The following is a 20,178-nucleotide window of genomic DNA, read 5'->3' as shown; positions in this document are numbered from 1 at the left end:
CTAAGTTCTTAACAGTGAACGCACCACGTCCACGGCGTAGAATGGATTGCCTCGCACCGCTATCGTGGCTGAGGCTTCCGGCAACAGCTCCGCATCTAAAGGATCTGTCACGGCGACGTGTAATACTTTTCGGTGTTGGCAAAATCGTTTTACGATCTCTGCCGTTTTTTTTGACTGCCAAAGATTGTCTGTATAAACAATTACCGCGTGAGACGAGATCTGGTCTAACGTTTCCAATAATTTCGGAGTGTTCAATGGTTGATAGAGGACCGGCTTATGTGGGATCCTTCCTTCCCTTATCTGTGTAGGACGTTTGGCTGCAATCCAAATTTGAGGTAACGCGATCGAAAAATCCCGAGGATTTCCGCGGACAACCGAACTTCCCCGAAACACCCACTGCCGAAACTCCTTTTCCAGCTCGGGTAACTCGTCGACGGCAGGCCAGAGATCCGGACTACGAATCAGCTGTCGCCACCGTCGGACACGACGTTGGGCCGTTGTGAGAATGTGACTGGGAAGGATATGATGATCGATAGCCCACGCGACCGCTTCTCGCACGCTGGCGGCTAAGTCGGCGTGCCCTCCACAATCGATGAGATCCGCTCCCGCTTGGAGAGCACGCACAGCAGCGTCTTCCGGTGTATATAATGCGCGGATGGCCCCCATGGCTAAGGCATCGGTTACCACTATGCCTTTGTAGTGCAACCGTTGCCGTAAGATTCCTGTTATCCACTTGATGGATACCGTCGCGGGATGTTGATCGAATTCCGAAAACTGAACATGTGCCGTCATGACTGCGGGAGCTTCCGATAATACGGCGTGGAAGGGCAGTAAATCATGTTCCCAGACCATCTCTATCTTGCCTTGGGAAAGACCCCGATGCGAATCGTCTAATGCATGGCCATGCCCCGGAAAGTGTTTGACGGTCACGGGTACGCCGGCGGCTTGATGTCCCCGAATCCACGCTTTCCCAATCATGGCCACTTGTTGTGCCTCGTCGCTAAAGGCTCGGGAACCAATGACCTGATTTCCCGGAACATAGACGTCCATTACAGGAGCTAAGTTCCAATTAAATCCTTGCATGGCCAGCAATTGCCCGATACGGCGTCCCACATCATAGGCTGTACGCGCTCCTAGGCTGCTCGTTAACAGGGCTGACGGAGGAGGCGCTATCCCAGGAAACCGATGAACCACCCCGCCTTCTTCCGTCACCATCAATAACGGAGGTGGTTGATTCGCGCGACGGTAGCTGTCGTAAATCGCTGCAAGCATCGTACGGGTCGCCGCGACATTTTCGAGATCACTTTGATGAAAAATATATCCAGCATAAGGCCATTGTTGGGGAGCCCAGTGCACGCCCTTGTCCCAATTGGGAAGGAGAAATTGTGCAGCCAATTCTTGAGAGGAGATCTTTGTTGTCCACGCTGTCATTCTTTGGAACCTCCCACGGCCTCGAACGCAAATCGTGTCTTGGGTCCAATCGCATCGATGAGTCGTTGATCTTCTGGAATCACCCGCCCTACTACATTAGTTCGGGGGTCAGCGGACAGATCGACTTTGGTAATATGCAATTCCCCTGCGTAACGCTGGTACAACACATTATCGACGGCGACAGTGCCGCGTGGGCGGGGAAGAAGTTCCGGAGCGGGGGTAATTTGTTCTAAAGTAGGCCGTTGGCGGTCTCCGCGCGCCCGGCACGTGAGTTCAAACGATTGGGGCAGATGTTCATGCACGCGTCCGAGCACAATCTTGCGTTCAGGGTCTCGGGCTTGACGGTTGAGGTGTATTCGCAAGATAAGATGAGGACTTTGTCGGACCTCTGCCAGTTGGCTTAACTCCTCTGCATTTTCTGTTTGATCTCCAATATATACATGGTCGGCCCAACCTCGGCTTAACAATTCCCGTGCCGCTCGATGCGGTTCGAGAGAGCGATGTACTTCGAGCGTGGGCAAGCCTTCATACGTCACATAGCGATGATGATATTGACTCGCGACGAAGGCGATCACAGTAATACCAAAGCGATGCAATAAGGCTGCTTGTTGCGCCATAAATGCTGTCGACATGCCGGATTCGATACGAGGGTAATAATTATGGCAAGCGACCATGTCTTGGAGGGGCAACCCTAAATCGTGAAACCGTTGTAGGGTAGATGCGGTTAACGCACTAGCATTGAGGACAATCTGCATTCCTAAGCGGCATGCTGAGTGATAGAGAGTCAGCGTCTCTTCCTCAGAGAATCCGGCGTCCAGCCGTAGATCGGTAATGCCCAGTTCTTGCAGTGGCGTCAAATTCTCAACAGTGCCACCCACCCGTTGAAAGACAATAGGATGGACATCAGCCATGATTCGGGCGTTCGTTCCGCGTGTCAATTTTGCTACTGCTCGGAATTCGTCTAAATGATCTGAAATGGATGCCTCGGGCATTTGTACGGTGGTGAAAAAATGATGAATCCCCAGATCCAGGGCAAGGGCGACACAGTCGTATGCGGATTTTTTAGTGCTGGAGGGAATACCAATATAAAACGACGTTCCCACAATAATATCCATGACAAAAATACCTCCTGTGGTAAACCGTGGTAGGGGGCAATCAATTTTTAATGCCTCCGGTGGTTAATCCACGAACGAAAAATCGTTGTCCAAGTAAAAAGATGAGAATAGTCGGAATGGCTGTTATAACGCCGCCAGCTAAAACATATCCATAGTTGGTGTAATATTGTTGCTGCAAGGTGGATAGCCCAACTGGCAACGTGAACAGTTGCGTCGAATTCAACGCGATCAAGGGCCAGATAAAATCATTCCAATTGGCCACAAACGTTAGAAGCCCCAATGCTCCTAAGGCTGGCGTGCTTAATGGCACAACGAGTTTCCAAAACACCGTCCATTCACTGGCACCGTCCACTCGTGCCGCATCAAAAAAATCGGTGGATAGGGTTTGCATGTACTGACGCAAGAGAAATACACCCCACACGTGTCCAAGAGCAGGTAAGATGAGGGCCCAGTACGTATTAAGCAGATGCAAACGGCTCATCACAAAAAACTGTGGGACCAAAGTGGCTTCGGCGGGAATCATCATGGTGCTTAACACGACCCAAAATAGGGTGTCTCGTCCGCGGAAGCGTCCTTTGGAAAAAGCGTAGGCCGCCATCGCATCGAAGACTAAATTCCCCAGGGTCACCACCGTCGACACGAATAAGCTATTGCCAAACCAGCGCCAAATAGGAGCGGCCTGAAAAAGATACACAAAATTCTGCCAAGTCCACGGAAATGGCACTATCCGGGGCGGAATGCTCACAAACGCCTGCGGGGAAGACAAAGCGGTATCGAATAACCAATATAAAGGAAACAATCCTAAGAGAGCCCACACACTCACAATCCCGAACACGACAACCCGGACTGTCATTCGCGGCCGTCTTGAAGGGGGGACGGGCTGCACACGAAGCCGATTTGCTGTCGGGGGTTGCCTCTGCGTTCTAGTATTCAACATGACGTCCCAACACCTTAAATTGCACATAGCTAAATATCGCAATCACCAGGCCCAGTAATATCGCCTCCGCGCCCGCGTGCCCCAGTTCAAAATACTGAAATCCCTTGTCATAAATTTCTCCAACAATCGTCAATGTGGCATTTCCAGGTCCACCGCCCGTCATCACATAGATGGCGGTGAAAATTTGAAAGGCAGCAATTGTGTGCATAACGACAAGGTACAGTGTGGTGGGCATCACCATTGGCCAGGTAATATAGCGGAACTTAGCCCATGCACTGGCCCCGTCGAGTTCGGCTGCTTCATAATAGCCTGCAGGAATTGACCCTAACTGAGCCATGTACAACACGATCCCCATCCCTGGAGGCGTCAAAATCGTCATCAACATAATGCTCCACAATGCCAAGTGCGGATTTACGAGCCATCCAACTCCGTGAAGGTGCAATGCATGGAGGATGCCGTTCAGTAACCCATTGGAATCATCGTAAATCCAAGCCCAGACTAGCGCCATCACTACGACAGCTGTCACGGAAGGAAGATAAAACACAGCCCGAAAAACAGAACGCCATAGGTCGGGCAAGGTCATCAGCAAGCTGGATAGGATTAATGCTGCACCGATCACCACTGGTGTTGTCACAACGGTATAAATCAAAGTGTTACGTACTGATGTCCAAAAGGTGCGATCGCGCACAACGTCCGAAAAATTTTTAAGTCCTACCCATGTCAAGTGACCAGGCGTCACATGACTCATCGCAATAAATAGAGCCAAAATGGTAGGAAGGACAATGAAGAGACCAAATAACGTCATTTTAGGAAGCAGTAGCTGATACCAAAACCGCGTGGTATTCATTTAATGATCCCTGCCATTTGCTGTTTAACTTGGCTGAGCCCTTGTTGGGGGGATTCCTGCCCAAGAACGATCAACTGCAATTGGGCATCCAAGGCCTTTTCCAGTTTAGGCCATGCAGGGGTTAACGGTGGGTTTAACTGGAAAAAGCGCAAGTTGTTGTGGAGGACTTCGTCATAGTACACGTTGCGAAAATACTTTGCTTGTATCGCGGCATCCTGTGGGCCAACGGGGTAAGCCCCTCCTCCAATGCTCATGTATTTCTTTTGAATCGCTGTGGGCCACTCTGCTGGGTCAGAGAGAAATTTGGCAAATAACATAGACATCCGCAACTGATTCGGATTGCTCTGTTTATACACGGTATATCCCGCAATATCGCCGATAGTAATAGGATGGCCCAAAGACCCTGTTGGATAATTTGCGACAGCATACGGAAAGGGAATCTGGGCAGATTTTGCTGCAATGCTATTCTTGTTTAAAAAGTCTGCATAGTAGGCTGTGACGGCGTATTTGCCCTGCAAAAAATTCTCCCATATAGTTTTTGCGGAATCGGATGCAATGGATTTTGGAGCCACGTGGTATTTTTGGACAAGTGATGCCAATTTTTCGACGCCACTCACGGCTTTCGTGCCGTAAAATGTATATTGCGTTAAAGATGAATTTAAAAGGTGAGCCCCATCGGACAAGAGAATCCCGTAAGATAATGAATTGCCAGGTTGTAAATCGACACCGAACCCGTACACTTTTTGGCCGTTTTTCTTGACAAAGGTCAAGCGTTGCAAATCATGCACAAACTCATTCCATGTCCACATACCGTGACGCGGTAACGGGACATGACGTTCGGCAAAGTAGGTTTTGTTTAGATATAACACCGTCGCCGTTTGCACCGAAGGCCAATAATACATCTTGCCATGAAATGTGGCGGCCTTGACGACGCGAGGATACAGTTGACTCGCATAATGTCCTAAATAGGGATTAATGGGTTCGATTACCCCATCTTGAATAAACTGGGGCAATGTCCCGCCACCCGGAGCAACATCCGGGTAGTCACCAGCAGCAACCGCTGTTTCCAGTTTGACAGATCCTTCGGACCATGGGATTTCCGTGAGCTGAACTTTGACTCCGGGATGCATTTTTTCAAACGCTGCAATCATTGCTTTATACCAGCCAAAGCCATTCGGATGATGCGGCGTCGGAGTGCCGGGAAACGCCCACAGTGTAATGGTGCCGTGGAAAGTTCCTGTGGCAGTCGACGACGGTGGAGAGGTGCCACAGGCTGATAACAATAGCGAGAGAGATGTACTCACTAATACGATATTTCGACTACGAAAATGCATAATCTCCTTTCCTCCTTCTGGATTTTTTACAGTTGAGGGGTAATGTGCCGATATGCCTGTTAACGTGCTCGTGGCATCTTTATTCTTTACTAAGAAATGTTTGCGTTAATTTCCTCGCCAGGAATATTCCGATAAGACAGTCCAATATTGTGAATTTAACGTGTGCCATTGAAAGGCAGAAATTCCAATAGCACCATCATTCTGAGCGCTTTGCAATGAAGTCTTAAGATCAGTCTCTGATGGATAACCCACGAGCGAGTTGCCAAAGAATTGTAGTGCGAGGTTTATGGGTTTTGACGGATTCTGATCTTGTTCTTGAGTTGAGGTTATTGAGTCCTTGATAAAGTTTTCGACATAACTCGGGGTGTAATCGAAATGCGAACTGGCGTAATACTCGTGCCAATAGGCCATCGGTTGTAAGACGTTACAATAATTGGCTATCTGGTTATAGGGATAATAGTGGGCACTTCCCTTCTGAGATGTCAGACCGGTACGCACAGGATCGGGAATAATGCCTATCAAGGGATAAGATGGCCCCGTAATGGTCCTAGCCCCTTCCACGTATTGCTTCAAAGCCTGAGTGTTCCCTCCGAAGTACAAAGGCCCGAGTTCCAGGTCCATGGCTAAACCGGATAACCGTCCCCCACTCGGAGTTTTGTAATGAGCCAGATAATTCAAGACTTGCCAGTCGCCATTCAAAGACGCCCGAATGGTACTAGCAGAAGAATTATTTATATAAGGCACCACCCAACCGATGACGCGTATGTCGTGACTTCTGGCCAAATCAAGAAGTTGATTAAACCATGTTTCTTGCGCGCCGGGTGCGATTTGTACCCAATTAGAATACCCCACGCGCACTTCGAGATATTTAATACCCGCAGTTTGTGCTTGATTGATTACGCTGCGAGGCACAAAATTGTGCCAATAAATGGGTGAAGAAGGATTGAAGCTGTAAAACAAGAATATCCCTTTATCGCGCACGAATTGTGACAGATGTACTAAAGGTGGATGTGTCGATATGGCAACCGGTTTTTGAGGCAGTTGAATAGCCGGGGCGTGAGATTGAATTCCTTGTAACGCACGGGGAGAATCGGCTGGTAAAGGAGGAGGAGTTTTTCCCCCTGCATTCACAAAGGTCAATGTCCCAGTCAACACAACTGTTGTCAAACCAAGAATTTTCATTGTTTACAGCCCCAACTTTATTCGTTGCTAGTTAATTAAAATAATTAATTAACTTATAGCACTTGCTTTTCGTTTCTGCAAGACTTTTGAGAGTTTTTGTGCTAATCAACCAAAATCGTGTCAAGTCCTAATTTGTATGTGTGGATATGATGGGAATCAAGTCCACACACAGTATCGGACTCTACTTTTGTACGGAGAATCTGGACTTAAAACGCTTCTTGTTTTTCCCCAATACCATAGATTTCTCATTGTGAAATTCTGTTATGGTTGTGATTTACTATCATTGTGTTCTATAATCATTATAAACAGTAACAATATCCTTTTATTATCATGATAGTGTTCGATAATGGGTATGATTTAAATTTCATTTCCATGCCATTGTCATAAACTGGAGGAAAAAACTATGCCTCAGGACTCCCTTCATATCCTGCGTCGTATTGCTCGACGTTTTGCCCTCATTCAACGCAAGACATGGGCGTGTTGTACCCCCGCCTCAGAAATACAATGTTTAATCCTGACAGAACTTGATGGTGAAGACGGGCTGTCTATTCGGGAATTGGCTGATCGACTCGGTAGTGATCCTCCGTGGATTAGTCGCGTTGTCGAAGAATTACGACAACGAGGATGGATTAGTCGGAGTCAGGATCCTCGAGATCGCCGATTTGTGAGAATTGAACTGACCTCTGAAGGTCGTGTCGAGGCTAAACGCTTGCAAGAGGTGCTCAATGCCCAAGCCGAAAGTCTCTTAGAAAGTTTATCGCCTTATGATCGCAATCAGTTGATCGCGACATTAGAGTGGCTGGCCAATCGTTTGGATCAAGAACTCGTGATCCCCCACTGTTCGCAGGGAGGAGAAAATTAATGGATGCCATAAGGATTGTAGAACACGAAGCCGACACCATCGAAAATTCCGCAATTCGGGAGCTTTGGCATTCCGCTAGACTTCCCTCTCCTTCTGGATCTTGTCAGCCAAAGTGGTTCATAATGACAACCCATCACAATCGTGGCGTCGGTGTCATTGGCGTGGAACGGTATGGCTCTGCGGCTTTGCTGAGGTCCTTAGTGGTGGCCCCGGAATTTCGAGGGCAGGGATTAGGGAGCCACCTCGTTTGGCATGCGCTCAACCACTTGCAGGCAGAAAACACCCGGATGGTGTGTCTCGTCACAGAAACAGCTGAAAAATTTTTTCGTCAATGGCACTTTACTGTCACTAGCTGGGAAAAGGTACCGGAATCCATGTGGAGCGTACCCTACGGGGCCAAGGCGTCGGCAAACGGCTATTATTCACTGGAATCGAATGGGCACGTCAATATGAATTCCATAAACTGGTCTTGACACTCTTTCCCGAGAACACTGCGGCACGGTTCTTGTATCTTCAAGCAGGTTTCCGTTCAGTCGGTATCCTTCATGAGCAAGCTCAGCTAGATGGACGATGGCGTGACACCGAATTGATGGAATACATTATTCCTAGGTCTGAAGATAGCACAAAGCGATGATACAAGGAAACATTATGCATCGCATAAGATGGTTAGCGGCTGTCAGTACATTTGCGGACGTTGCGACTCCGCTCATTCTTCCGTGGTATGGATATGATTTGAGTCATTCTTTAGCCATCATGGCGACGATGTTCGTCGCGGAGGCTCTCGTGCCGTTAATGACCGGATGGGGATTGTCCTCTTACATTAGCCATGCGGAGGCCGGCGAGTTGTTTCGCGTGGGTCAAGGAACCCGTGCGGTGACTTTCCTCGCCTTAGTGAGTATTCCTTTTGGCAAGGACTCATGGCCTATAGAGATGGCGCTCATTATCGCTGCCGGTCTTAACGGCTTTGGCAGCGTGATGGCCGAGTCTGCAATGCAGACTGCACTGCCCGGACAAGGTCCTCAGCTAATAGAACACGCGAACCGTCTACAACGTGTCGTAATGATCGTCCGGGTTGTCGGTGCTCCGATGGGGGGACTGCTGATGGGCTCGTTAGGCCCTGTGGTTACGCTTAGTGTTCTCTCGGATCTGTCAGCCGTATCCGGAATTTTAGGACCTCTGTGGCTTCCCCGTACCCATTTCCGTTCGATTCTCGATGGAGACAAGAGAAGCCGGAACCGTGGATTCGACCAACTATGGCGTATACCGGTGCTACGATCGTTAGCGATTCAAGCGATGATTGGAAATTTCGGGTGGACGCTTGTGATGAGCGGATTTTTGTACTACCTCCTGAACCGTTTACATCTCTCTTCACCGGCTGTCTCTGGGGTATATTTGTGTGTGACAGTGGGAAGCGTCGCTGGAACTGGCGTAGTGCTTCCGTTACTTTCGCGATTTAGACGCGGGCAACTGTATCCAGCGTTTTTAAGTGGCGGTTTGTTAGGCCTACTGATTTTACAATGGCTCACGGCTTGGGCAGCGGCGATAGGAGAAGCTCTTGTGGGGTTATGCGACACGGCGTGGGTCGTACTCAGCGTGGGTTTGCGATTAGAGCTTCTTAGGCCGGAAGAACGCAGTAGCGTCTTAACCGCATCTCGGCTTTTATCAAATATGTTAATTCCTGTTGGAGGAGGAATCGTCGCATTCTGGGGCATACACTGGGGATTTGCTGTGTTATTTGGCATGGCCGCTGTGATCAAGGCCATCGAAGTTGTTATAGCTAAGATGACAGATATTGGCCGTATTGACAAGGAGTCATGTTGTGCGATTATGGGAATGCGACGCAGCGTATCCTCGCCATCACCATGAAGCCACTGACACATCCCCCACGAAAACGTCATGATAACGCAGCCAGTTTATGCGATAAGTTTTTCGAGAGTTCCAGCCAACCCATTGTCTTGAGTCTCTACGGGGCTAAAGAGACACTAATTCGCTAAAATTGGGTTCATTCCCCCGTCTCTTGGAATCACCGGTTTGCTTCATATGACGGAGGAAGTTTTGATCTGCTACGGTCACAGTAGCCTGTTCCCTTGTTTCTCAACGCTGAACTTATGTCAATTCTATATGACCTCTTGCGCCGCTTTCAAAGTTTTATCTAGATTTTAGGATGAATTTTTGAGAGATTAGGAGCGCGATCCCGTTGACACTTACAGATCGCGCTCGTGTACTAACAGACATACGGCTCTCTGTCCGGCACAACATCACATGTAACTCGCCCCATGCTAGTCGATCTCTTCCAAGTAAGGTGGACCCCATTGTCAAGACAGATTTTTGACCCCCAAAGTGTGAGACTGGCCTCCTTCCTTTGGGTCTTCATCGGAACCATTACCCTCCTGTTTGTCGACGGGCCGACAACGGCCCTCGCCAAACAGGAGGCCCAGCCCGTAGGGCTGTCTGTGGGGGATTCAATCCCGGGCAACATCACTCCCGGTCGAGGGACGGGAGGGGCGAATACCAGGCCGCGGGTGGCGTGTAGCCCAAGGATTGATGCAGCCGGTGATAGTTATAGAACGTAAAGTATCGGCTCAAGCCCGATCGGGCTTCCCGGGGTGAACGGTAATCGTGTAGATACACCTCTTCATACTTCACACTGCGCCACAGCCGTTCCGTCAATACATTGTCCAACGCCCGCCCCTTACTGTCCATGCTGATTTGCACCTCCTTGGCCAACAACAAGGCCGTGTATTGGGGGCTGGTAAAATGACTCCCTTGGTCGTGATTCCAAATGGTGGGGGTGGCGATGGACAACGCCCGCTCCGCGGCCGTGAGCACAAAGGGCAGTTCCAAGGTTTCGGAGAGTTCCCACGCCACGACAAACCGTGAATACCAATCCATAATGGCCACCAGGTATAGCCAACCATGCACCATCCGGATATAGGTCACGTCAATCCCCCACACATGATTGGGGTACGCCGGCGTGACGCCTTTCAATAAATACGGATACACCGGGTGCTGGGGATGTCGGGTGCTGGTCTGGGGCCCCGGAGCGAGCCCCCAGATCCCCATCTCCCGCATGGTGCGCTGCACGCGTTTGCGGTTTACGGCGTAACCCTCGTGGTTCAACTGAGCCGTCATCCGCCGGGACCCGTAAAACGGTCGATCGGTGTAAATTTCATCGATGCGATGCTTCAGAGCGATCTCCTCGGCATCCGGCCCGACGGGCCGGTAATAGAGGCTCGAGCGGTTGAGGCTTAACAACGCGGCTTGCGTCGTCAACGGGAGCGTATCCGCTCCCCGATCCAACAAGGTCATCCGTTCATCGCGGGTCAGGGTCGAGGCCAGATTTTTTTTGAGCCACTCGACTTGTGTGGTCAGTTTGCCGATTTCCGCATAAAGCTCGGTCAGCTGTTGTTGGTGGGCTTGGGCCTGTTGTTGGAGCGCTTGGGACTCGGTAAATAACTGCGGAAAGTTCTCGAGCGCCTGGCGCTTCCAGCGATGCAGTTGACTGGGATGAATGCCGTATTCGGCGGCAATCTGGCTGACGGTTTTTTCTTCCTTGAGCATTTCGAGCACCACTTGGCTTTTGAAGGTGGCAGAATGCCGTTTTTGTTTCGCCATCATATGTCCAGTGTAACACTTGACGGCCTCCAAAATTGTCTAGTTTTTGGGGACCACTATAAAGCTCCCGACACGGTGCGCTCCTAATGATACCGACCCAATGGACCGAAAGGGATGACGCCGTGAACCGTCAGCGAATGTAGCGTTTCATGCGGGAGATGATCGATAGGCCCATTACACCCACGTTAACCAGCCGTCCTCTTGATGCTGTTGCAAATAATGGCTCCACCAATGCCGCCATTCCGTAAACCCGGGATGCTGGGATTGCGCAGCCAGTAACATTGCATCGCGCAAATACCAATCCCAATGTGCACGCCACAAGGTTTCCCCATCGGCTAACCACCACGCCACCCAATCACTTAATGGCTTGGCCACTCGACGTTGCCGCCACGCCCACGCGGCGTCCCACAGGGCCATCCAGGGTGGCATCGGGCTGTCATCGAGCCATGTTTTAATAGCGAGTGTTTTAAGTCGCTTCCATGCTGTAGTATCTTTTGCCCGCCAGATCCGCCAGCTGTATCCGATGCATAAATCTTCGTGCACAAACGTATTTCCATCGTCAGCAAGTTCACCGCACATCTGACCTTGTAAGCCTAAGTTTCCTAAGTCTTCCGTATAGCTGTGCAAACGAAATGCAATGGCCTCTAGCTCTGGCACACGGTCCCACTGATGATGGGCTTTGGACCAGTTTACCCCTACTGCAAGCCACTGTAACGCAGTGGTCAAATCTCCCATTCGTTCGGCATAAATGGCGGCATTATTCAGCACTTTAATGTAGCTTGGATGGTCTGGAGCATACTGCTGTGCCAAGCGCACAAACCATTGATGCATGGTTCGCGCTCCCAACCCCAGGTTATGCATCGCCGCCGCTACGCGCAATTCTTCGTCGAGCGTTTGTTGACGGCGCACCAACCCTAGCCAGGGTTGTTCGGCCATCGCTTGTGCTAATAGCTGTTCTACGCGGCTGTATACCGCAAGCGGCACCTTTTGGCGATGGCGCTGTAAAAAGCGGTAGCCGTCTTGCCACACCGTCGCCCAATCGCCAGTCCGTGCGGCGTCTTCCAAATGACGGACGCCCGCAAATTGACCGGCATCGGGTGTATAGAATGGTGTGAAAGTCGTTGGATCCACCCGATAGATCTCCGCTAACCGCAGCACATCCGACCACTTCGGCCAACGCCGACCCGATTCCCAGCTGGCGAGCGTTGATTGCGCGATGCCGGGAACTTGATTTTGTCGTAATCCCCGCGCCAATCGCGCTTTCTTGAGTCGCATTCCCAATGTCTCTGACATTGACATCCCACCGTGGTGATATTAAATACTGCGAACATATATTCGCTTCGGTAGGAAAAACTCCTTTTTTTCTTGTCCGCAAAGCTGCTACACTCAAAATAGTCAATTTACTCAAGGAGGGTTACTCATGTCTTCCGCGGTGAACTGCTCCCGCCTTCACTTCGCTTAGAGGCGGAGAGCTTCTTGCTTCATCGGCCATCGCCTGCTATAGCAGGTCTTACATGATCTCCACAAGCGTGACTTCGGCCCATTCCATGCCTAGTTGAGCAGACACGTTAGCTCGCTTGATGTCGGATTTCTAGCCCTCGATGGAGAATGTTGATCGCGGCGTTGACGTCACGATCAATTTCTAACCCACACGTCGGGCATTGATGGAGACGCACAGACAAGTTTTTCTTGACGATGGTTCCACACCCGCCACTGCAACGTTGTGACGTATAATGCGGGGGCACTTTGATCAGGTGCTTTCCAGCGTTTTTCGCTTTGTATTCCAGGTAGGTAGCGAGTTTACCCCAACTCGCATTACCTATGGATTTTGCCAGTCGATGATTTTTCATCATCTCTTTCACTTGCAAATCCTCCATGCAAATCAGGTCGTAACGGTCAACCAGTGATCGGCTGATCTTGTGCAGATGATCTTTGCGTTGGTTCGCCACATGGTCGTGGACACCCTGAAGTTTATGTTTAGCCTTTTGGCGGTTCTTGCTGCCTTTCTTTTTGCGGGAAAGCTGTCGTTGCATGCGCTTCAAGCGCTTTTCGCTCTTTTGGAGCCACTTGGGATTTTCGAAGAATTCCCCATCCGAGGTCGCAACCAGCGAAAGCAATCCCAAATCAATGCCCACGGATTTGCAAGTCTCTGTACGTGGCGCGATGGTTTTTGTCACAGAAGTTAGGTTCACATACCACTTGCCATCATGGAATTTGACATTGATTATTTTGACAGACGCAGGATCAAATGGAAGATGAGCCCTCATTCTAACCCAGCCAATTTTCGGGAGATATACCTGGTTGTCATGAAAATAGGTGTCTCTTGCTTGCGGATAGGTGATGGATCGAAACATGAATTTGTTTTTGAACTTCGGAAACTTTGCCCGTTTCTCGAAGAAGTTCACAAACGCCTGGTCCAGCCGTTGCAACACGTTTTGCAACACTTGTGAATGGACTTCCTGATACTCAGGGTGTTCTCGTTTCCATACGGGCAGGCGGTTTTGCTGGTCTGTATAATGAATGGTAATCCCTTTTTCTCGATAGGACATTACACGATCTTCGAGTGCCTGGTTGTAGAGTTTTCGACACAAAAAGAAGGTGCGAAAGAGCTTTTGTTCCTGTTCTTTGGTAGGCTCCAAGCGGAAACGCAACACGCTAACAGTTTCGTTCCCCCTGCTTTTCGATGTACTTTTTGATGGTCTCAATCGGAGCACCTCCTGTCGTCAGTAGACAGAAACTACGTGACCAAAAATATTCTTTCCAAAGTGATTTGCGGATGATCGGAAACTCTTTTTTGATGAGTCTTGATGATGCGCTTTTGTAAGCGTTGATAAATGTAGACAGTTCGGAATTGGGATGCGCCTAAATATGGACATGATCACGATCAGGGTTCCATTCTTGAAGCGTGATGTGGTAATGCGGCTGGATGTACTCAAAAATCTCGCGCAATCGGGTCGAAACAGCATCATCTATCACTTTGCGCCGATACTTGATAACCAGAATCAGGTGGTAGTACATCAGGAACACTGAATGGTTATTACTCTCAAGTTCCATGGGTTATCCTGCCTTTTCGATGCTGACTACTGATATTATAGCACGAAAAGGAAAAACCTGCCATTCATCCCCCGCCTTAGAGGCGGGAGACTTCTGGCGCAAGATCGTTAAAATGGTTACTCGGACTGATTTTGGCTGCCCACGGACACGGCGACATTACCAGCATGGGACATTACTTGTACTAAAGTTGCCGATAGGGCACGTCATACCGCAACTGATAATGACTGGCCCGGTCGACTAACCGTACGACTTCAACGACTTGTCCTGATCGAGTTCGTGTGACGCGATCAATCTGTAAGACCATCAGCGGGGCTCTTCCAACAACATGAAAGGCGTCTCGCTCCTCGAAAGTTGCCAGCCGAGCTGACACGGTTTCCTCGAATCCCGCTAATAGCCCATAGTGGGTTTCCAATAACCGATAAAAGGGACGATCTGGCTTCTTTTCCAAGAGGACCGCTGGCGAATCCACATCATACCATCCGTCTGCAATTGCCAGCGTCACTATGCCATCACCTTGATAGGATTTCCACCGCCATGCAGGACCTGGCCCCCGGATAGCCTGTACCCAGTCCGGGGGTTGATCCTCGATGGCAGCGTCGATTGTTTTGATCCAAGGTCGTTTCCACGCGGGGTCGCGCAAAAACTCTGTCGATCGATCCGACACATGGCGTTTTCCTACAACTCGCCGTTCACGTATGCCTTGGACGGCGTAAAGCCAGCCCCCCAATTCTAGCTCTTGCAATATACGATTGGCCATGCCAATGCTAATCTGAAAGCGCTCGTGTAGGTCCTCGGCGGACCAAAAGGCTGTGTCAGCAGGCCACCCCGCTTCAATTTCTTGCTGTAAGTGTTGGAAAATTTGATCCCATTGCTTGGGTTGACGACCGGAAACCGTCACACTCACCACTCCTTGACGAGCGCACGAATTTGGCCGACCAAAGCATTCCAAGCCCGTTCTCCGGCTTCACGCGAAGCATACGATGGCAAACCGATGACGCCGCTCGCGGTATATTTGTGCAGACCGGCTGCGGTAAAATACGGGCGATGGGGTTGATGAACATCGGCGGGTATCTGGGGATTCACCATTTCTGGCGCCAAATAGAGCAGCAGACTGCGCTCTAAGGCCCCGGCGTGCATATCTTCGTGAGGCCCAAAGTTCCACCCCGCTGCCTGATACGCAAAAGTCCATTGGGACCGATCCGGTAACAAGAGCACCCGGGCTCCATCCGCGTTCCATTCCTGCACAAGACTGCCCAAGACTTGATTGCCGCCGTGTCCGTTAATAATGACCAAGGGATCGCTTTGCGCCCACACAATATCGGTCACAAAAGCCGCAAAATGACTGACCCGGATACTCACCATCGCGCCTAAACCGCGATGCTCAAACGAACACCCATAAGGTACCGCTGGCAAGACGATGTCTTCCGGTTGAGCGCAGGCTTGGCACAGCGCACTGGCAATCCGCGTGTCGGTGTCATACGGTAAATGGCCCCCATGCGGTTCCCAACTTCCAATGGGTAACCAACGCATTTTTCTCACTCCTTATTCGTGGTCATTTTTCACTCGTTCAACGCAATATTTTTGATCAGCAAACGCGATATTTTTTATGCTATACTCCCTCGAGAAAAGTATTGGAACGCAAAAACTCGATAAAACTCAACGCCATGCGTTTTTGCTCTGGACTTAAACCCATACTGGTCAATAGCACCCAAAGATCGGGCGGCGATGGTGTGGGCAATGGAAATTCCCACCCTAAGACCTCATCCCACGGAATTGCTAGCACCAGAGCGATGGCGCAGGCGACCGCTGGATCACAAGTTTGAATCCGTTGCGTTTCCAATTGAAAAAGATATTGGGGAGTGATCTGCAATGACGCGTGGGGTCTCCACATTCGGTAGTAATGCGTCACCAGCTGGGATAACTCGGAAAATCCCACACCCTGCCGTTCCCGGGCTTTCTGCATTATGGGACCAAGCACGGTGGTTTCCACTGCTGGCCATATAAAAGGCCACCGATCATTATCGGGGGGACGACGTTTCCGAGCGATATGCCTCATCTCCTTGGACACGTTAATGGCTCATCTTTGCAAAAACATACCATATCGCTCTCCTTTTGTATTAGTCTTGGCGTAATTGCTTGCCTAAAAAATTTGTAAAAATAGCGTGTAAGATCTTGCATAACATCTATCAATGGTTTAATATCCAATTAAGAAAGATGCATGATTTCATCAACCGATGAAATCTAGGTGGTATGATGGCGACATCATACTGAGGGGCGTGCATCACGTCGGCATTCCAGCGACCACGACGTTAAGTCCCAAGCGATCTGCCGAGATATCGCAATACACTCACGAACGACGACGCAGCGAGACCCCGGGATTCGGGATAGCCTGCTCGCGTTGGGACCTTGAGCGATAACCGGTAAAAGCCCAATGGACGGTCGCCCAGCGCTAAGACGCTGCCTTCCCACATTCTGGTCCCCCCCGCACGGTGCGAAACGTGTGAGGCCCGTCAGGCTAAGAAAAACTAGCGTGGGCTGGGGTTGATTCCTGTGAAGGAGCAATACGCGATACCCTCCGCGTACCGAATGAATCGTGGGACCCGATGAGTCCGTTTGCAGCCGCATCGGGACAGGGACTGCTGCAAGCTACTTATCCAAAACCTTCCTTGAGGGTAAGTAGGCTATGAACAGGAAAGGGCGCAGGCACCTTCCGAGAGCCGTTCGGTCTCTCGTGGCTTCTCTTTCGATACTGCTTCCTGCGACAACATCTCCGACCGCCACTGGCTGAGGACGAGCGGTGATTCCGTCGTTCTGTCGGTGTGGCCCTCTTCGGACGGCTATGTTGTCTCGCGTTTAGAATAGGCTCCTCATCCCAGAAGGCGTCGTCTCCCGCCATGATGTCCCATGACGCCAGTGCCCGATCGGAGCATTTTCCTTTTTTGCATGCTTAGATGATTACTAGACAGACAGATTGTCTCACTGTTGACAGTTCCTTCTATAAAAGTCCTCATACATTTTACACAACCTATCTAAAGGGGGCGTACCCTTGTGGTTTGGTGTCAACCATTCGCGGAGTGGATGGTGCATCCCACCGTGAAACATCATCCCCGTGCGACGCCACGCTTCGCGGTGAAAACGTCGCCGGAATATAGACGGTGGTCCCGTCGTTTGGCCCAGCACGCTCCGCATATTTCGCGCGTGACCCCCAGTCTGGATCCCACCTATGCGTGGTGGGCCTGTGATGTCCCCATGGGGCACGAAGCCGAATGGGGCGATCATCTTGTGGAAACATGTGCGCTCCCGTTGCACATTTTTGTGCCGGATCTTCCGGGCTACGTCTTAATCGGCTGTCCGCCGGCGATGTCCCCGGATGTTCCCCGCGTCATCCAAAAACTGCTCCACACGCAACCCTTAAGGTTGACGCCTCACGATCTCATGCTGTTGGCGCCACCCCTGTCCCCAAAAGATCTGCATTAAATCACTATGAAAGACGATGAAGAAGACAAGGAGGTCTTCCCATGTCCCGGATTTTAACCCGCCAATCGCACCGCAACACCGCGTTCATGCTGCATTTTAGCTGGAGTCATCGGAAAACCGTCGGACGGCGGGCCATCAATCTGTCCGTAGTGACCCGTCATCTGATGATCGCGCACTACTATGCACGGCTCGTGCATCGTCAAAAACCCTTATGGTTTCGGGTCGTCGACCGCACCGACTCGGCGCTCATCGTGCAACCCTTACACACCGCGGATCGGTTCCCCGCGCCTCTCCTGCCGGTATCGGTGGGAGCACGCGTCAGAGGATGGTTGATGGCACCCCAACGCCTCCCCACGTCCTATGCCCGTCCGGCCACGCTGCACGTCGTGTGGCAAGTGCCCTCCAGTGAACGGCAACTCGTCCAACGGTGGTTAACGCGCCGCTTACCGGGTTTAACGGTCGGATCCTTGACCCGGGTGCCCGGATCGGCTCTTGTGCTGACGGTCTATGGGCCGTCCACGTTGCGTCATACCTTAGCGTATCATCCGCGTTATCAGCAGGAACTCCAAGCCTTGTTCATCCGTCACATCACCTCACCCGAGGAAGTCGTAGTCCGGAGTGGATCGCGGCCGGTCCCTCATTTGCGGCGCATCATTCGCCGCATTGCGCAAGCGGAGGCCGTTGTTGTGTCATCGCCCTTTGTGTTTTTAGGCTTTCCGACCCACACTTCGCGCGCTCAACGGGTGCAAGCTATCCAGCGCGTGCAAACGGTCTTTCCGGAATTCTTCGCGTTTCCCTACTCCATTCCCCGCTAAGTTTGCCGAAAGGACTTCCTGGAATGACCAAAAAACCTCTCTGGCTGATCGCCGCGGTGGGCGGCGGGGGACTTGTGGGATTGCCTTTGTTATTTGTCATCCTCGCACCGGCTCTCATGCTCATCGGCGGGCTCGCTTTGCATCAAACCTCCGATCCCCCGCCGTTTCCCGATAGCCCTGCGTTTTCCGACCAGTGGATCAACCTGTCGACCCATGTCGTCACGGCCAACCAGCTGTACACCACGATTCCGAATAGTGTCTGGATTAGTGTGGTGCAAGCCTTATCGAACGGTGCGGTCTTAGCGAATCAAACCCATGGACACGGACTGTTTGCGTCCTATAATCCGGCGTTGACCGGCCATCCTTTGACAGACTTTAACAGTGCCGTTCCCAAGCTGGCCGCGGCCTGGGCCGCGCATCGCTATAAGAGCCACAGCTTGGCCCAATTCGCTAGCACGCGTGATCAGCCTCCAGCCAGCTTTATCGACACCGTCAAACAGGATATTATCACCTTATCCACCACTCCGATGGTCGCGGCCTGGCCCGTCACGGGGTGGCAGAACGGTCAGTGGCACTATCCGTCGGGCACGCGCACCAAAACATGGGTCTTAGCGATTGGCTCGGCGCCGGTGGGCCAACCGGTCGCCGTGCCGTGGAAACCGCCCACCTGTACGTGGATTCATGGCAAACAAGTCTGTACGCCGAATGACATTGCCGTGTCGATGGTTTCCCCACCCACGTCAATGACGATTCAATCGGATGGGTATAACGGGCCGATGCTGTCCTCCCTCTTGCCGTCCGGATCTGCCGTGCCCGCGTGGCCGCACGCTGAAGTGTTTGGCGCGGATGTGATTGTCAATGCGCAACATCCGGTCACCATTACGGCGCATTGGCCCACCTTTTCGGTTTCGGTGACCTTACCGAGTTCGACCGGATTTACGATCGGAGGTGGAGGAGGAACCCTGCCTCCGTCTTATTCCCCAGCCTCGGTCCGAGCAGCCGTCACTCAATGGTGGCCCGATATTCTTCAGGCCAGTCACCACACAGGTGTCCCCCCGGCTTGGATTGCGGGCGAAATGCTCGAAGAATCCGGTGGCAATCCCGGCGCAGTTGCCAATCTCGCCAATCCTTTCGGCGGAGCTTTGGGCCTCATGCAACTGGAACCGCAAACCGCTCAAAGTTTGCCCGGCTGGTATCCGGGAGCGCGGGAAAATCCCCAAGTCAACCTCACTCTCGGAGCGGAACTTTTGGCTGACAACTATCGCACGTTTCATTCGTGGCGCTTGGCTTCCGCTGCGTATTATGGTGGCGCCGGAGCCGTTGAAGACGCCGGCGTGAGTCCGGGGATGTCGTGGAGTGCCGGACAATCGTTGTTAGCAAATGTGGTGCCGGATCCGCAAGCGGGTAACAGCTTAAGCTTGGCCCAATACGCCAACACGGTTTATGCTTATGCCCAGGCCGCGGCTCAGGATGAACACCTGAGCGGACCGTTGGCCTCGTCGTAATCCC

At 51.3% G+C, this 20,178-nt stretch carries 19 protein-coding genes and 1 pseudogene; 7 read left to right on the top strand and 13 right to left on the bottom strand.

Features of this window, described 5'->3' with window-relative positions; all coding sequences use genetic code 11:
* The 6 genes from B8987_RS19020 to B8987_RS18995 all read right to left on the bottom strand — a co-directional run bounded on the left by B8987_RS19020 (position 1) and on the right by B8987_RS18995 (position 6,846).
* On the bottom strand, positions 1-1,431 hold the full coding sequence (locus tag B8987_RS19020) for a glycoside hydrolase family 3 N-terminal domain-containing protein (protein ID WP_084662336.1): 1,431 nt from the start codon (positions 1,429-1,431) through the stop codon (positions 1-3).
* A complete protein-coding gene (locus B8987_RS19015; protein WP_084662335.1) occupies positions 1,428-2,546 on the bottom strand; it encodes a MupG family TIM beta-alpha barrel fold protein in 1,119 nt (372 codons plus the stop codon). Before B8987_RS19015 ends, B8987_RS19020 begins: the two co-directional genes overlap by 4 nt.
* 40 nt (positions 2,547-2,586) lie before the next feature.
* A complete protein-coding gene (locus B8987_RS19010; RefSeq protein WP_176213298.1) occupies positions 2,587-3,399 on the bottom strand; it encodes a carbohydrate ABC transporter permease in 813 nt (270 codons plus the stop codon).
* A gap of 70 nt (positions 3,400-3,469) precedes the next feature.
* Positions 3,470-4,330, bottom strand: coding sequence for a carbohydrate ABC transporter permease (locus B8987_RS19005; RefSeq protein ID WP_084662333.1), 861 nt, complete (start codon positions 4,328-4,330; stop codon positions 3,470-3,472).
* Positions 4,327-5,664: an extracellular solute-binding protein gene (locus tag B8987_RS19000; RefSeq protein WP_084662332.1), complete on the bottom strand. Its 1,338-nt coding sequence runs from the start codon at positions 5,662-5,664 to the stop codon at positions 4,327-4,329. The genes B8987_RS19005 and B8987_RS19000 overlap by 4 nt, the downstream gene beginning before the upstream one ends.
* 105 nt (positions 5,665-5,769) lie before the next feature.
* Complete coding sequence (locus B8987_RS18995) at positions 5,770-6,846, bottom strand: hypothetical protein (RefSeq protein WP_084662331.1); 1,077 nt, start codon at positions 6,844-6,846, stop codon at positions 5,770-5,772.
* Between the two features lie 403 nt (positions 6,847-7,249).
* Between B8987_RS18995 and B8987_RS18990 the strand changes: the two genes are divergently transcribed.
* From B8987_RS18990 to B8987_RS18975, 4 genes are read left to right on the top strand one after another with little or no spacing between them, the layout of a single operon-like run.
* Positions 7,250-7,708: a MarR family winged helix-turn-helix transcriptional regulator gene (locus B8987_RS18990; RefSeq protein WP_084662330.1), complete on the top strand. Its 459-nt coding sequence runs from the start codon at positions 7,250-7,252 to the stop codon at positions 7,706-7,708.
* Positions 7,708-8,181 carry a GNAT family N-acetyltransferase gene (locus B8987_RS18985; protein ID WP_084662329.1) on the top strand — a complete coding sequence of 158 codons (474 nt, stop codon included), beginning with the start codon at positions 7,708-7,710 and terminating at the stop codon, positions 8,179-8,181. Before B8987_RS18990 ends, B8987_RS18985 begins: the two co-directional genes overlap by 1 nt.
* Positions 8,085-8,342: a GNAT family N-acetyltransferase gene (locus B8987_RS20315; RefSeq protein WP_423242307.1), complete on the top strand. Its 258-nt coding sequence runs from the start codon at positions 8,085-8,087 to the stop codon at positions 8,340-8,342. The genes B8987_RS18985 and B8987_RS20315 overlap by 97 nt, the downstream gene beginning before the upstream one ends.
* A 14-nt stretch (positions 8,343-8,356) precedes the next feature.
* A complete protein-coding gene (locus B8987_RS18975; protein WP_139793614.1) occupies positions 8,357-9,574 on the top strand; it encodes an MFS transporter in 1,218 nt (405 codons plus the stop codon).
* A 612-nt stretch (positions 9,575-10,186) separates the two neighbouring features.
* Here the strand turns inward: B8987_RS18975 and B8987_RS18970 are convergent.
* The 7 genes and pseudogenes from B8987_RS18970 to B8987_RS18940 form a co-directional block, all read right to left on the bottom strand.
* Positions 10,187-11,323 carry an IS3 family transposase gene (locus tag B8987_RS18970; protein ID WP_084662374.1) on the bottom strand — a complete coding sequence of 379 codons (1,137 nt, stop codon included), beginning with the start codon at positions 11,321-11,323 and terminating at the stop codon, positions 10,187-10,189.
* 174 nt (positions 11,324-11,497) lie between these two features.
* Complete coding sequence (locus B8987_RS18965) at positions 11,498-12,616, bottom strand: helix-turn-helix transcriptional regulator (RefSeq protein WP_176213297.1); 1,119 nt, start codon at positions 12,614-12,616, stop codon at positions 11,498-11,500.
* Between the two features lie 275 nt (positions 12,617-12,891).
* On the bottom strand, positions 12,892-14,028 hold the full coding sequence (locus tag B8987_RS18960; protein WP_242940725.1) for an RNA-guided endonuclease InsQ/TnpB family protein: 1,137 nt from the start codon (positions 14,026-14,028) through the stop codon (positions 12,892-12,894).
* Positions 13,979-14,377 (bottom strand): annotated as a pseudogene (gene tnpA, locus B8987_RS18955) (IS200/IS605 family transposase). The gene B8987_RS18960 and the pseudogene tnpA overlap by 50 nt, the downstream one beginning before the upstream one ends.
* Positions 14,378-14,558: 181 nt before the next feature.
* Positions 14,559-15,275 carry a UTRA domain-containing protein gene (locus tag B8987_RS18950; RefSeq protein ID WP_084662324.1) on the bottom strand — a complete coding sequence of 239 codons (717 nt, stop codon included), beginning with the start codon at positions 15,273-15,275 and terminating at the stop codon, positions 14,559-14,561.
* A gap of 2 nt (positions 15,276-15,277) precedes the next feature.
* Positions 15,278-15,907, bottom strand: a complete 630-nt coding sequence (locus B8987_RS18945; protein WP_084662321.1) for a creatininase family protein — start codon at positions 15,905-15,907, stop codon at positions 15,278-15,280.
* A 79-nt stretch (positions 15,908-15,986) separates the two neighbouring features.
* The gene (locus B8987_RS18940; protein WP_084662319.1) at positions 15,987-16,445 is read right to left on the bottom strand and encodes a hypothetical protein; all 459 of its coding nucleotides are present in this window, start codon (positions 16,443-16,445) and stop codon (positions 15,987-15,989) included.
* Between the two features lie 980 nt (positions 16,446-17,425).
* Here B8987_RS18940 and B8987_RS18935 point away from each other — a divergent pair.
* From B8987_RS18935 to B8987_RS18925, 3 genes are read left to right on the top strand one after another with little or no spacing between them, the layout of a single operon-like run.
* A complete protein-coding gene (locus tag B8987_RS18935; RefSeq protein ID WP_084662317.1) occupies positions 17,426-17,854 on the top strand; it encodes a hypothetical protein in 429 nt (142 codons plus the stop codon).
* Between the two features lie 41 nt (positions 17,855-17,895).
* On the top strand, positions 17,896-18,669 hold the full coding sequence (locus B8987_RS18930) for a hypothetical protein (RefSeq protein WP_084662315.1): 774 nt from the start codon (positions 17,896-17,898) through the stop codon (positions 18,667-18,669).
* 23 nt (positions 18,670-18,692) lie between these two features.
* A complete protein-coding gene (locus B8987_RS18925; protein WP_084662313.1) occupies positions 18,693-20,174 on the top strand; it encodes a lytic transglycosylase domain-containing protein in 1,482 nt (493 codons plus the stop codon).
* Positions 20,175-20,178 lie beyond the last annotated feature (4 nt).

This window comes from Sulfobacillus thermosulfidooxidans DSM 9293 (genome assembly GCF_900176145.1).
Classification (GTDB): Bacteria; Bacillota; Sulfobacillia; order Sulfobacillales; family Sulfobacillaceae; genus Sulfobacillus; species Sulfobacillus thermosulfidooxidans.
Note: the sequence above shows the minus strand (reverse complement) of the source record. Positions and strands in the feature narration are given on the sequence as shown.